The organism is Clostridium sp. OS1-26 (assembly GCF_030915445.1).
GTDB lineage: Bacteria > Bacillota > Clostridia > Clostridiales > Clostridiaceae > Clostridium_AM.
Genome location: NZ_CP133264.1, coordinates 3,831,371 through 3,845,439, shown reverse-complemented (window position 1 = coordinate 3,845,439; position 14,069 = coordinate 3,831,371). Strand labels below are relative to the sequence as shown.

Below are 14,069 nucleotides of genomic sequence, written 5' to 3'. Positions count from 1 at the left end.
ATATATCAACACTACCGTTTATTCGCTTTTAATCTGAATTCTCTCTCCATTTTTCAACACAAAAGCTTGTTCATAGGTAGCACCTACTGCAGCTGCAATCTCTATCATTTTTTTCTTTATATGATAGTCTAAGTTATATGTTGGGTTATTACAAAAGCTTACTGTTAACCCCTTCATATCTTCTTCTGATTCGCAATAAAGTACTTCTAAATTTTCATAAAGTTTATCTGAAGGTACAGGACTTCTTGCTTGTGGATTTAACTTTTTCAATTCTTTAACCGTCATTCTTTTTACATTTGTTAAGTCAACTTCTGGCTGTTGAGTAACTGACGCTATAAAATTGAACGTACTCATGAATTTTATTCCTCCCAAACCTTCTCCAATACAATACCTTCTCCAAACCCCCCACGTTCCTCTTTTTTCTCCAGCCTCTTATTCAAAAGCTTCTTCCTCACTATACCCCATATTCTCAGCCAATCCAAACAACACTTCCATAATATCGGCCAATTCCTCTAAATTCTTATCCTCTAAGAATTCCTTAACCTCTTCCTCTAGCTTCACTTCCAATAACTTATAATGCTCTTCCTTATCCGCTTTTCTTATATCAAACTTCTTACCAGCAGTCTCTATTACCTGTGGTATTTTATCACGCACTAATTTATTATAAACTTTCATCTTACTCCTCTTCCTTTGCATATTTTATTTTTTCTTATTTTCTACTCTGTTTTTATAATACTCTCTTATTCTCAAGTCCACTGCATCCTTAAAGTTTCTCATAAAAGCTTCATTGTTGTTGAATTCTTCTAAAGCTTCATTCAAGCAGTACTCATCTTTATCAAAATAGAAAAACTCATTTTCAGTCTTAGCTAAAAACTTCAGCGGATTATCCTTCGCCAGCTTATACCACTGTTTCTTTCTCCATTCTTTAAAACCTTCTGTAGACTTTTGATTCAACAAATCTACGGCATTGGAACCTTTATTATAAAAGTTTTTAAAGCTGTTGTAGATATCCTCTTCATTTATTCTTATTTTTAAATTTCCCTCATTATAGAAAGCTAAAAGCACAGGCATCTTATAGGTTTTAGACATTGAAGTTTTTTCTATCATATTTATAAATTCCTCTGCTTTTGTACCTATAAGAGCATTCTCCTCTTCCTGCAGTTCTTCTATTTCTTTTAAAAATCCTAAGTAGTTTCTAAAAGGATTCTTGTCTGCTATATTTTTAATTCTAAAATATATATCATTCTCAATATAAGTAATTAACTCTACTCTTGTAGGTCTGTGTCCTAACTCTACCTTTATTCTATAATACTCCTCTCTTACTATGTCCTGAAGCTTCTTTCCCTGCTGCTCCATTTTCTTAAATATATCTACAAGCCTAAAATCAAAATCTACAAAACAATCCTCAGGATATTCTTCTTCATTTGGTATTGCCCTAGACCCTTCAGTGATCTTTGCTTCACCAGTAAGAAATAAAGGTACAAGATTTGCTTTTTTATAATTGCCTATAAAATCAAGTACATTTAAATAGTTCTTTCCCTTATACTTGCGCAGACCTCTTCCCAGCTGTTGCAGAAATACCGTTGGTGATTGCGTTGGTCTTAAAAACATTACAAGATCTACTGAAGGAATATCTAAACCTTCATTAAACATATCCACTGAAAATATTACCTTTATATCACCCTTACTTAGTTTATTTACTGCTTCTCCTCTATCCATATGACAGGAAGAACTTCCATCACTGACTACGGCACAGGCTTTTATGCCTTTATTACAAAAGTATTCAGCCATATACTCTGCATGTTTTCTTGAAGAGCAAAATCCTAGAGCTCTTTCACTTCTATATTTGCTATAATGTGCAATTATTAAATCCGCTCTTTTATTTATCATTAAAGCTTCTTCCAGCTGCTTGTCATCGTACTTACCGTTCTTATAATCTATAGCTTCATAGTTAACAAGTTCATCATATATTCCATAATATCTGAAAGGTACTAACATTCCTCTATTGATAGCAGATTTTAACCTAACCTCATAGGCTACATTGTTATCACACAATGCAAATACATCCTTATTGTCTAACCTTTCTGGCGTAGCTGTTAAGCCTAACATAAATTTAGGCTTAAAATACTCTATTATGTTTTTATAGTTTCCTGCTGCAGCATGATGGAATTCATCTATTACAATATAATCGAAAGCCTCTCTTGTAAAATATTCATCACTTAAATACTCAGGCTTTCCAAGGGTTTGAACGGTAGCGAATATAAAGTCACTGGTATTATCTTTGTTATCCCCATAAAAAAAGCCTATAGATTTATCCGGCCTTACATTTTTAAAGGAAACTGATGCTTGATTTATTATTTCTTCTCTATGAGCTACAAAAAGAATTCTGTTATATTCTCTTGAATCAAAGGCAGCTAAATAGGTCTTTCCCACACCTGTTGCCGCTACTACCAATCCTTTGTCATAACCTTCTTCTCTTTTTTTCTTTAATTCATATAAGACTTCTATCTGAGCTCCACGCGGCTCATAAAGTTCTATTATATTATCTTTCTTCAATAAATCACTTTCACAATCGTTATTAATCTCATCTTCTCTATCTATATGCTTATATACTTTCGGTTTTATCCAGCTTTCCGAATACTTTTTCATTTCTTCTTCATCTATTATTGTTGAATGATTTAAAAATAAATCCTCAAAGGTATTTTTAAAGTTGTTATAATCCTCTATATTCTTATCTTTATCTAATCTATAATTCCACTCGATTCCGCTGGTTAAGGCAGACCTCGATATATTAGAAGAACCTACATATAATTCTCCACCCTTTTCATACTCAAATATATATGCCTTTGGATGAAAGAATTTATTAGGAACATTATAAAATCTTAAATCAACCTTATCTCCCATGATATCTTTAAGCATATATAAAGCTTGAGGTTGAGTTATGTTTAAATAGTTTCCTGTAAGTATTCTTATAGGTGTATTTTTATTTACTACCTCTTTAAGCTCTTCTTTTAAAAGCTTTACTCCCGACTCCATTAAAAATGCTACTATTATATCGATACTTACAGCCTTTTTAAATGATTCCTTAAGCTTGGGCAATAAATAATTAGTATTACCTGTAATGCAATTATAATTTTCTATTTCTTTAGCTGCTATCGAATCTACAGCTATATAATCCTTCTTTGCTTCTATATCTTTTATCATAATTTCACCTTTTCTAAGGTAGGATATTTCACCAAATAAAACTACCAATTTAGAGCCATATATCCATATTATAACTTATTTTTACCTTTTTATCAAAAATAAAGCACTACAACTCTATCTACAATAATACTACTTTACCTATTTAAGACCTTACTAAACAGTTCAACTGCTTCCATAGTAATTTTCATATATATGTCTAAAAATCAGAGTCTTACGTTATATCAGAAGCTTAATAGAATTTTATCGTCTCGATTTTCTTTACCATTGAACCTTTTTCAAGTAAATATGGTACAATGGTTCAAAAGATTAAACCATTGACCGAACGAAAGGATAAGATTTGTATGAGTGAATGTAAAGTACACATGCTTCATTTGGCAAAAGAATTCAAAGACTGTCAGAAAGCATTTACTGCAATTGGAGATGAAACAAGACAGCAAATTATCATTGCTTTGCTGGAAAGCGATTGTCAGGGCATCCGGGTCGGAGAAATTACAAAAAAGACTCATCTTTCAAGACCTGCAGTGTCCCATCATTTACAGATACTGAAAGATGCAAATATCATTAGTATGCGTCGTGAAGGTACAATGAATTACTACTTTATGAGTGCCAGTGAAACGCAATGGGGTAAAATCCTGCTTTTCATGCAGCATGTCAATGAAGTCATCAATCATATGTCTGATGAAAACAAAAAAACTTATAACAGAACAGAAACAGACTAAGAGGAAAAAGAGATATTATAAATCTGGATATATGGAAGGAGAAAGAAAATGATTTTATATTTCACCGGAACAGGTAACAGTCGCTATGCGGCAAATACAATAGGGCGGATAACAGACGACCAAATCGTTTCAATCAATGAGCTTATGAAAAACGGAAGCAAAGATACACTCAAATCCGATAAACCCTTTATATTTGTCTGTCCAGTTTATGCATGGAGGATACCTAAAATAGTTGAAGATTTTATCAAGAATACTCACTTTTCTGGAAGCAATAAAGCGTATTTTGTTTTGACCTGCGGCTCCGAAGCAGGCAATGCAGTGCATTATGTAAAGAAACTCTGTAACGAAAAGGGCCTTGATTTTTGCGGATTTTCCACGGTAATTATGCCAGGAAACTATATTGTCATGTTCCCTACCCCTGACAAAGCCAAAGCAGATGAAATTATGAGAAAAGCCGATCCGCAAATCCTTAACATAGCGGAACGCATCAAAAACGGTCAATCTCTTCCGGATGAAAAAATCACGCCCGTAGACAGATTAAGAAGCACCATAGTAAATCCCCTGTTCTATTTGACCTCCGTCAGTGCTAAAGGCTTCTATTCTACCAATGACTGCACCAGCTGTGGGAAATGCGCAAAGTTGTGCCCCTTGAACAATATAGCGATTGCTGATAGAAAGCCACATTGGGGTCAAAGCTGTACTCATTGTATGGCCTGTATCTGTGGATGTCCAAGTGAAGCCATCGAATATAAGAATAAATCAAAGGGTAAACCGAGGTATTACAATAAGGAATAACTGCATTTAAAATAAAAAAGGTATTTTTATATCATCCAAATTGATAATATAAAAATACCCATTGCATTTATATTATTGGTCTGTACTTACCACCATTTTTTCTTTTTAAAGAAAGGCTATGTTTTAAATAAGTGTTGAAAATTGATAGAATTATGTAGAAATGCTATAATTGAGCCATATAAAAGACTCGAAGGAAAACAACGATATATCTGTAAATCTTGTAATAAGACTTTTACTGACTTCACAAACTCCGCTACTTACAAGAGTAAGAAACCATTGGAAAGATGGCTTAAATATGCTAAATGTATGATTGCAGGATATTCTATTAGAAAGAGTGCTGAAATTGTAGATATTAATATTGCAACAAGTTTCTTTTGGAGACATAAAAATGATATTTTATAAAAAGGAGTTGCTACTATGAATATTTTAAAAGAACTTATTATTAGAAGTGTATTAGTTGTTACGTTAAATGATGCGATTATATTTTATATAATTGGTAAACGTTCTCAGAAAATAACATTGCCTATAGCAGTTGGAATTATAGTAGTCACATGTATCGCATTAGTAATTAATATTTGGTATTGCCTACATCGAAACGGAATAATATAAATGCATTTTTCTTGTAAAACGTTTTAACGAGTGAATAATATTCACCCGTTAATTTTTATAATCTTATAAATCTTAAACACTTTTTAACTACAGAGGATATATAGCTTGTCAGTATAGTTTTCGCTTCTTCTACATCTATAGTTTCTTTTTCTAAGATATATTTATCTAAATCTAATTCCTTTAGTTTATTTTTAAGATCTTCATATATAACCTGTTCATAAACTCCATTTTTTATCATAGTTGATGCCTCCTACCTACTGCAGGCTTTTATAATATTCCTTATACATCCATCATTGTAACTTATTTTTACTTTTTTATCAAAAGTAAAGGCATTTCAATGAAATGCATAAAAAAAGTGACGATCTCACTATCATCACTTTTTTAACAATTATAATATTTAATCCTTAGTAAAATTGTAAAGTTGCATAAATAACTCTTCATCAGAAGCAAAGTCTTTTATTTTCCCCATAATACTCAACTAGAGCCCTTTTTAAAATCCTAACTCCATCTTTAGGATTTTCTAAATCACCCTTATATCTTGGAATTAAATGGACATGCAAATGCTATTGTCTGTCCAGCATAATGACCTACATTAACTACTAAGTTATACCCTTCTGGTTCATACTGAACATCTAATGCTTACTGATGTATTTTCACTCTATATGAACAAGTAAAAGCATTATTTTCTTCAAGTGAAATTATACCTGCTTTATCCTTTAATTCACCATTGAAATCCTCAAAATCAGCATGACCAAACCACGGTTCTATACATACGAATGGTGCACCTGTTTGTTTTGACCATAAAGCTAAATATGGAAAATTAGTAAAATCAAATTCTATGAATTTATTATGATTCTTGGATTTTAGAGATATTATATGTGAGTTTAGATTATGAAAAACTAAAGCATCATCTTTGAATACTTCTTTTGATAGAGATATTATATTTTCGTTATTTAAGTAAGGAATTTCATTATGAGTAAAATATCCTAGGTGAGAAAGTTTCATAATTGAAGCTGTTTCTCTTTCGTTAAATTCAAAATAATAATCATCAAAGCTTTCATTAGAGAATATAGGGCACATAAAACCAGGATGTGCTCCTACTGAAAATAGTATATTTTTAGTATCTATATTTATAACTTTATACTCAGTAATTATTGAATCATTATCTAAAGTATACTTTATTTCAAAAGAAAATTTGAATGGATATACTTTTAGAGTATCTTCAGAATAATCTAACTTAAAGATTATACTTGATTCAGAGTGAGCTGTTTTTCTAAATTTTGATACTCTTGCAAGTCCATGTTGAGGGAGTGAGTAAGTAATTCCATCTACAATATATTTATTATTAACCACCTTACCTACTATGGGAAACAAAGCAGGAGCATGGTATTTCCAATATTCCTTATTACCATTCCATAAGAATTCGATGTCTTCTTTTCTCCCTTTAATATTATAGAGTTCTGCGCCATCATCACATAAAGTAATTTCTAAAAGATCGTTTTCTAAACTGTAATTCATACTTTTTCTCCTCTCTTAAATGCCTATTGTTAATAATTACAGCAAAATACTTTTGACTACAATATTATAAATTTTATCATATTATAAATATTAATTCCAACACACATCAATCCTATAAACAATCGATCCACAACATGGTCAGAAATTTTCTTATCGATTCGGCCGCCTATCATTCCACCGACAATGCCCGCAGCTACCATCAATGCCAAAATCATCACACTTACTGATGGAATGGTACCGCCAATAAGTGTTTCCAGTAAGCTAGCAAACTGTGAGAACATGATGATATACGGAGAATTTGCTGCGGCTTTTTTCGTATCCATTGAAAATAAGAAAAAAGAATGGTAATGTTGAATGATAAACATGTTGAATTGAAACTATAGCAAAACAAATTATTAACAATTTGTTTACGTCCCCCGAGGGTGCTAATAAGCGTAGGTAATCTTAATTAGCTTTCAATCTAAAATTTCATTATAATCATTGTTTTAACACTAGTCATAGGTGCTGGTATAGGATATTATTATAAATAGATAAAACCCATTTATAATGTAAAAACTTTGCATAAATGCTTTAAGTATTTACTATTTCAGTATGATAAAATGTGTAATTAACCGGAGGGAACTAGCATGAAAATATTTGGTAATATATTTTCTTCAAAACCTAAATCAATTTATACATTCATTCAAGAAGGAAACCTTAATGAAGTAAGAGATTATTTTAAAGACGCTAAAGATTTAAATTATAATTCAGAGCTTGAGAAGATGCTTTTTTTCGCTATTGATAATTGTGAAAATAATTATTTTGAAGTAATTGAAATCCTAATAAATAACGGTGCCGATATTAACAGCCATCATGGCAATCTCTCAGAAACTCCTCTTCATAGGCTTTGTGCACGGAGTAAACCTCGCATGGACGTAATAGCTATGCTATTAGAAAAAGGAGTGGAAGTTAATGGACTCAACATATCCGGTAAGACTCCTATATTTTACTGCACCTTTAGCTATTCTGTAGAGCTTCTGAATCTTCTTGTAAAATATGGAGCTGATATAAATATAAGAGACAAATATAAAAACACACTTCTTCATGATGATTATATCGGCTGTCCTGACGAAAATTTTGAAGAGTTTTTAAAAGCCCTTATAAGTCTTGGCTTCGATATTAATTCAAAAAATTCCTTAGGACTAACTCCTTTAGAAGCTTGTCAGAATGAAAATATCAAAGCTATTATGAAAAAATACGCGTAAATAAATAAACCTCTTTGTGTTTGGTTTTGTAGTGAAACCAAACATAAAGAGGTTCAATTTATTTATCCATCATATTCAACTAAGGCTTGTTTTAAATTTCTAACTCCACCTCTAGGGTTTTCTACATCACCCTTATATCTTGGAATTAAATGAACATGCAAATGCTTTATTGTCTGTCCAGCATAGTAACCTACATTAACTCCTACGTTGTATCCTGCTGGTTCATACTGAATATCTAGCATCTCCTTAACTTCATGCATAAGACTATATATAGCTTTTATTTCTTCCTCTGAAGCTTCAAATAAAAATGGGAAATGCCTTTTTGGTATTATTAATGCATGGCCTTCATTTACAGGAAATTTATCCATTATAGCGAAGGCAAGTTTATTCTCTACTATTATTTCTGATTTGTTGTAGTTACAAAATATACAATCTGACATCTTACTCCTCCTCTTACCTTAATATTATAAAAAACACATCTATATAGATATCCAACTTCGATAATTGACTTAATCAAGGTATTCATAGGGGTACATCTGGCAGTACATTTAATGATTTTATGTTAGCTCTTGGCGAAGCTGCTTTAGAACATCTACAATCTTAAATACTGTTTGAGCACAGCGAGTTTATTTAAGATTGTTGAGGTTCTTAGCAGCAAGCTCTAGAGATAACTAAAATTATTAACAGTACAGAAGAGGCACCCCTATGAATACCGCTAATAAGTCAAACACCCAAGTTGGATATCTATATTCCTTTCCCTATCAAATGATTTCTTATCTTCTCTCCAATAGGAATATCCGCTGGTGCAAGATCATATTCCAAAATACCTTCAGGTTCCACCCAGCTTATTTCGCTATGTACACTTAATTTAAAAGCCTTATCATTGCATTTGCATTTATAGGCTAATAATCTTATTGCTCCGAATTCATATTTATAAATGCTTTCACAGAAAAAGCCTCCTACCTCTATATCTGCATTTAATTCTTCCTTAAATTCTCTTATCAATGCTTTCTCTGGTGTTTCACCCTCTTCAATCTTTCCTCCTGGAAACTCCCACTTGCCTTCCATCTTTTGTCCTTCAGCTCTTTTGGCAATTAATATTTTACCTTCCTTAACAACAATCCCAGCTACTACGTCTTTCAAAATAATCACTCCATTTTCTTACACTAATCAATACTTAATATATCACCTCATATTGTTAGTTTACTCATTCTTAATATGTACATATTAAATAAAAAATTAATTTAAAATTCAATTATTCCGTAATACAAATACACATTTGATGTGAGCCTATTCTCATAAGATCAACTTCTGGTAGCTGAATATCAGAAGCTATAAAAGTAAACATACTCATAAATTATCTCTCCCAAACCTTATATACTTGTCCAGCTTCATAAAATGTTAAACAATATTACAAAATTAGTGTGATATGTACATATTATAGCGTGTTTTTACTCTTTTATCAAAATGTAAAGCCGTTAGATACAATTTATATAAAAATGAGAAATGTCTTTTTGATATTATTAAAATAAATCTAAGCTGGAATCATGGATTTATGTGAACAAAAGATTATTGGATTATCAATAAATGAAAGAGCAACTAAAAAGGCGCATGCAGCCTAAAAACGAAATAACTAGATACTCTACAAAATACAAGATATGAAGAGTTTGGTATGTATATTTTATTGGGAAAAGGGCAGGGTAAAATCTACCCTCTATTTTGTATAAGGAAGTTTTTTATTTTTTCTTTTGTTGAAACTTAGCTTTTCCTGTTGCGATTTGATATATACAAAATACTATTGCTATCACACATATTATAAGAGAACCGTATTTTATCAATTCGTACATTGCTGTCACCCCCCTTTGAAAGGTTAACATATTGTATAATACAAATCAAGCAAATTATGTATATTTTGAATAAAATTATCAAAATACGTAATAAATTCATGTAAGGATACCAAATCTAAGTTAAAGTTCTAAGATGTTTCTCTATATCTATAATCAAAACAGCAGCTTTTATTTAACTCAAAAGATATAAGCAACTTTCCTTCTGACGTATATAATTCCATGTTAGAATAAAAAATTAAACTTGCAGTTCTATCTGCAAGTTCATATATTAGGATATCCAAAGCGTAATTTCTAAATTAATATAATTTGAAGAAATTGTATGATTAATCAAGCTAACTTTTCATAACTACTTAACATAATCCAATTCAAATTTGAATTTCTGCCATCCGTCTATATAATCAATAAGGAACTCCTCTTCTTTTACAATTCTGCCTACCACATTGGTTTTCCCGGAATTTTTCATATCCTTTAAAGCTATCTGTAGTTCCCCTGCATAATGTCCATATAAGGATGTGTCTATCAAAATGTCTCCTCTTTTTATATCTGGTGTATTAAAAGGTATAAATTTATGACCTTTATACTTAACTCTGCTTTGAGTTGATCTTATAAGATATTCCGAAAGGTCTCCTCTATTGAAATGAAGCTCCTCTAATACAATTTTTCTTTCTACCTCTGGAATTCCTTCTGAAAGCTCTACCTTCATTGTCAGCATATCTTTATTTATTTCACTTAAAGCTTTAAGCTCTTCTTCTGAGGCAAAAGCATTAGCTATGATAACATCATCAATAAGATCTATAGCAAATAAATGCTTTGCCTGTGTTACTATATTCATTTCTCTATGTTTTTCTAAGGTACATAAGCCTTCATTTACAGGCCATGGACCAAAATTTGCTGCTTGAGATGATATAAAGGCTGCAGTTCTTATACCTAAATCTTTAAATTGCTTGCTGCATTTTATGAAATGTTCATAGCTTAAACCGCTGTATCTATGTGGGTAAAAATTATGACACCCTAGAATTTTTTCTATATTAGGCTTGTAGCTCATTATGTTTTCTATATATCTTGTACCATTACTCATATTCAATTCTATAAATAATCCCTCAGGGTTATAAGTCATCATAGATTCTTCCAAACCTGAAAATCCCATATCTAATCTTATACCATAAGCTCCTATTTCTTTAAAAAAACTTAAATTATCATAACTTATATTAAGCTCTTCGAAAATTCTAGGACTTACATCTGCAATAACTTCCATACCCTTTGTATTTGCAAAGGCTATAGTTTCTTTAAACTCCTTAAGTATATTTTCCTTATCTCCCTCTACAGACAAAAGGCAGGTAAATATCCTTTTAAAGCCATACTTGCTTGCCAATTCTATATATTTAAGGTTGTCTTCCAAGCTTGCATGCATTGGATAAACTGAAATACCTAATCTTTTCATATTCTATCGTCTCCTCCCAGCTAAATAATAAGCGCCCTTACAGGAAGACACATCCTCATCTATAATTTCTACACTTTCAATAAGGGTTAATAAATGAGCATTAAAAGCTTCCCTTACAAACTTAATTTTTGTTATAATGCTTCCCTTTAAGGCAACTTTAATGGTTCCCTGAAGCTTAAGTTTTTTCCATAGCCTGTGTACCATTAAAGCTATTTCCATTCCTGCTTCTTTAAGAATTCTCAATGCATTTTCCTCTTGTTCTTCTGCTAATTTTACTATGGTTGGAATAATAGAGGCAATTTCATCTTTAGTAGAATAATAAACTATCCCTTTTATATCTTGTACACTTTGTATCGATAACTCTTTTAATAAGGTCTTTGTCAGCTTGCTTTTTTCAAGGCCTAATTCTTCTTCGTATATCATCCTTTTATAGGCATTTATAGCTATATTATATCCGCTTCCCTCATCGCCTAAAAGATGCCCCCAGCCTCCAGAGGTTATCTTTTTACCTTTTGAAATTCCTAAAGCTATAGAGCCAGTGCCTGAAATAGCTAAAATTCCTTCTTCTCCTTTTAGTAATGCATAAAAAGCTAGTTCTGCGTCATTGTAAATCTCTACATGTGTATTAAATTTACTTTTTACTGCCTTCTCTACTATTTTTTTATTTTCTCCAGCCTCTATACCAGCAAGTCCTAAATAAATTCCTATGAGTTCATTTTCTTTTAATGTGTTCACACAGATTTCTATAGCTTGAATAATATTATTTACAGCTGTCTTTTTATCTATTATTAAACTTCCATATCCTGTGACTGCCCTACATATTTCTTTACCCTCCATATTATAGGCTATAGCTTCTGTTTTAGTTCCTCCTCCATCTACACCTATTATATATCTCATCTAATTCCTCCAATCAAATACCTAAATTATATGTTAACTAATATCTCTATGATATTAGCTAGTTCATCTTCTGGTATTTCAATATTAAGATTTTCTTCTATATCTTTTATACTTGTTTTTAAATCTTTGAACAAGTCACCATATCTAGCTTTAATTAAAGATAAATTTTTACAACTTGTCGTTTCTTCTTTATTTATCAATTTTTCTAAAACACATCCAAAATGCATTAGTAAACCCATCAATTTATCTTCATCTACATGAATTCCATGGGAGTATTTCATATTTGAAAGAGTTTTTATAAATTTTCTTATTATAAAATCACAGTTATTTATGTTAAGATGATCTTTGTAAACCTTATTTATTATGCTTATCATATCTTCATCATTAACCTTTTCTTCAAAATCCTCTCCAACAAATTCTTTAAAAAATCTATCTATAGGAATATATTCCACACCCTCAAGCTGAGGGTCAAAAGCACTTATAACATATGCAATTGTGTATTTTTTTCTTATGTTATCAATGGCATTATAAAATTCTTCTCTGTCCTTAATGCTGAGATTTATTATTTCGTATTTATCGCTTTCAAAATTAATTGAAGCAAGTTCTTTTAATTTTATAGCAGTACCTTCCCCCGTTGAGCAAGCTGTAACTATTGCTTTTTTATCTGCCTTAACCTTTTTCTCTATAAAATCTCCTATATATCTGCTTTCTCTCTTTACACACTTAACTATTTCATCTATATTTTCATATAGTATTGCTTTTCTTGCAGCTTCTATTACAGTAGCAGTAGTTATCATATCTATAGTTTCAACATATATACCTGTATTTTCATTTATAATTTTCCCAAAGAATTTTAAGGATCCCATATCAACTAAAAGTACCGCTCCTCTACCTTGATCCTTTTCTTTTATCAATTCTTGAATTTTTATTAAAGCTTCTTCTGGCTTCATGGATAATGGCATATCAAAGCCTGCTACATGATTGATGTTAAGCAGCTGATTTGCAACTTCAGCTATTGAAGTCGCTGTTGTGTTTCCATGCATAGCCACTACTACCGCTACCTTACTTCTTACTTTTTTATTTTCAGCGGCAAAAAACATAGTTATAAAACCAATCTCTCCTATTGGTATTGTAATTTCATACTTTTCTTCTAGTTTATAAGCTAAACTTAATGCTAATTTAAATTCTTCAGGATATTTTTTTCTTATTTCATCTATTTTTGTATTTTCAATTCCTCTATTTTCTTTTATTCTAGCTAGAAAAGTATCTATGTGTAACAATAGACCTAAGAATATATTCTGTGGAATTTTCCTTTTAAGTTTATATTCAGCTAAATGCATAAAGCTTTTTAAAAACTCATATAATTCATTATTTACTATCCTTTTTATATCATCTTTATCATTTTCTTCTCTAATACTTAGAATATATGTGTTTATAAATTCTTCAACATCACTAGTAAGTTTACTTTTTATTTCCTCCTGATCTAAGCCCTTAGCAGTTAATATTTTTGTCCTTTCCTCTATGAATTCATATATATCTCTAGAAACACTGTATTTATCCTCTATATCATAATTGATGCCCTTTCTTAGTTCATCACTAAAACTCATCTTTAACCCTCTTGGGTTTATTTTCTTTGAAGCTAAAAGTCCACCTTTAACCTCATAGGAAAAATCCTCTACTTTAATATGGATATCCTCCTCATTAAAAATGTTTCTTAAAAAGGCTTTAGCTGATGCTATCTGAATATCACTTTTTAGTTGTCCTATATTATTTAAACAATCGTAATTTAATAATG

General features: G+C 31.0%; 14 protein-coding genes and 3 pseudogenes. 5 read left to right on the top strand and 12 right to left on the bottom strand.

Annotated features, from left to right (window positions below; translation table 11 throughout):
• Window positions 1-18 precede the first annotated feature (18 nt).
• The 3 genes and pseudogenes from RCG18_RS18925 to RCG18_RS18915 all read right to left on the bottom strand — a co-directional run bounded on the left by RCG18_RS18925 (window position 19) and on the right by RCG18_RS18915 (window position 3,204).
• A complete protein-coding gene (locus RCG18_RS18925) occupies window positions 19-354 on the bottom strand; it encodes a hypothetical protein (protein ID WP_308037581.1) in 336 nt (111 codons plus the stop codon).
• A 5-nt stretch (window positions 355-359) separates the two neighbouring features.
• Window positions 360-675 (bottom strand): annotated as a pseudogene (locus RCG18_RS18920) (phosphoribosyl-ATP pyrophosphohydrolase).
• 24 nt (window positions 676-699) lie between these two features.
• Window positions 700-3,204 carry a DEAD/DEAH box helicase family protein gene (locus RCG18_RS18915; RefSeq protein WP_308037580.1) on the bottom strand — a complete coding sequence of 835 codons (2,505 nt, stop codon included), beginning with the start codon at window positions 3,202-3,204 and terminating at the stop codon, window positions 700-702.
• A gap of 341 nt (window positions 3,205-3,545) precedes the next feature.
• Between RCG18_RS18915 and RCG18_RS18910 the strand changes: the two genes are divergently transcribed.
• The 4 genes and pseudogenes from RCG18_RS18910 to RCG18_RS18895 all read left to right on the top strand — a co-directional run bounded on the left by RCG18_RS18910 (window position 3,546) and on the right by RCG18_RS18895 (window position 5,327).
• On the top strand, window positions 3,546-3,923 hold the full coding sequence (locus RCG18_RS18910) for a metalloregulator ArsR/SmtB family transcription factor (protein WP_308037579.1): 378 nt from the start codon (window positions 3,546-3,548) through the stop codon (window positions 3,921-3,923).
• 48 nt (window positions 3,924-3,971) lie between these two features.
• Window positions 3,972-4,718, top strand: coding sequence for an EFR1 family ferrodoxin (locus RCG18_RS18905; RefSeq protein ID WP_308037578.1), 747 nt, complete (start codon window positions 3,972-3,974; stop codon window positions 4,716-4,718).
• A gap of 189 nt (window positions 4,719-4,907) precedes the next feature.
• Window positions 4,908-5,105 (top strand): annotated as a pseudogene (locus tag RCG18_RS18900) (IS1595 family transposase); the annotation flags it as partial.
• Window positions 5,106-5,135: 30 nt separating this feature from the next.
• Window positions 5,136-5,327 carry a hypothetical protein gene (locus RCG18_RS18895; protein WP_308037577.1) on the top strand — a complete coding sequence of 64 codons (192 nt, stop codon included), beginning with the start codon at window positions 5,136-5,138 and terminating at the stop codon, window positions 5,325-5,327.
• A gap of 55 nt (window positions 5,328-5,382) precedes the next feature.
• Here the strand turns inward: RCG18_RS18895 and RCG18_RS18890 are convergent, their stop codons facing one another.
• The 4 genes and pseudogenes from RCG18_RS18890 to RCG18_RS18875 all read right to left on the bottom strand — a co-directional run bounded on the left by RCG18_RS18890 (window position 5,383) and on the right by RCG18_RS18875 (window position 7,126).
• Window positions 5,383-5,565: a hypothetical protein gene (locus tag RCG18_RS18890; protein ID WP_308037576.1), complete on the bottom strand. Its 183-nt coding sequence runs from the start codon at window positions 5,563-5,565 to the stop codon at window positions 5,383-5,385.
• A 202-nt stretch (window positions 5,566-5,767) separates the two neighbouring features.
• Window positions 5,768-5,963 (bottom strand): annotated as a pseudogene (locus tag RCG18_RS18885) (HIT family protein); the annotation flags it as partial.
• Between the two features lie 3 nt (window positions 5,964-5,966).
• Complete coding sequence (locus tag RCG18_RS18880; RefSeq protein ID WP_308037575.1) at window positions 5,967-6,845, bottom strand: aldose 1-epimerase family protein; 879 nt, start codon at window positions 6,843-6,845, stop codon at window positions 5,967-5,969.
• 56 nt (window positions 6,846-6,901) lie between these two features.
• On the bottom strand, window positions 6,902-7,126 hold the full coding sequence (locus RCG18_RS18875) for a hypothetical protein (RefSeq protein ID WP_308042060.1): 225 nt from the start codon (window positions 7,124-7,126) through the stop codon (window positions 6,902-6,904).
• A gap of 345 nt (window positions 7,127-7,471) precedes the next feature.
• Between RCG18_RS18875 and RCG18_RS18870 the strand changes: the two genes are divergently transcribed.
• Window positions 7,472-8,089 (top strand): ankyrin repeat domain-containing protein, encoded by a 618-nt coding sequence (locus RCG18_RS18870; RefSeq protein WP_308037574.1) that lies wholly within the window; start codon window positions 7,472-7,474, stop codon window positions 8,087-8,089.
• Window positions 8,090-8,151: 62 nt separating this feature from the next.
• On the opposite strand, the gene RCG18_RS18865 is transcribed toward RCG18_RS18870, so the two are convergent.
• From RCG18_RS18865 to RCG18_RS18845, 5 genes are all read right to left on the bottom strand, one after another.
• On the bottom strand, window positions 8,152-8,529 hold the full coding sequence (locus tag RCG18_RS18865) for an HIT family protein (RefSeq protein WP_308037573.1): 378 nt from the start codon (window positions 8,527-8,529) through the stop codon (window positions 8,152-8,154).
• A gap of 304 nt (window positions 8,530-8,833) precedes the next feature.
• Complete coding sequence (locus tag RCG18_RS18860) at window positions 8,834-9,241, bottom strand: (deoxy)nucleoside triphosphate pyrophosphohydrolase (protein WP_374118936.1); 408 nt, start codon at window positions 9,239-9,241, stop codon at window positions 8,834-8,836.
• A gap of 1,041 nt (window positions 9,242-10,282) precedes the next feature.
• Window positions 10,283-11,377, bottom strand: coding sequence for a DUF871 domain-containing protein (locus RCG18_RS18855; protein WP_308037571.1), 1,095 nt, complete (start codon window positions 11,375-11,377; stop codon window positions 10,283-10,285).
• A 3-nt stretch (window positions 11,378-11,380) separates the two neighbouring features.
• Window positions 11,381-12,274 carry a BadF/BadG/BcrA/BcrD ATPase family protein gene (locus RCG18_RS18850; protein ID WP_308037570.1) on the bottom strand — a complete coding sequence of 298 codons (894 nt, stop codon included), beginning with the start codon at window positions 12,272-12,274 and terminating at the stop codon, window positions 11,381-11,383.
• A gap of 26 nt (window positions 12,275-12,300) precedes the next feature.
• Window positions 12,301-13,881 (bottom strand): PRD domain-containing protein, encoded by a 1,581-nt coding sequence (locus RCG18_RS18845; protein WP_308037569.1) that lies wholly within the window; start codon window positions 13,879-13,881, stop codon window positions 12,301-12,303.
• Window positions 13,882-14,069: the final 188 nt, after the last annotated feature.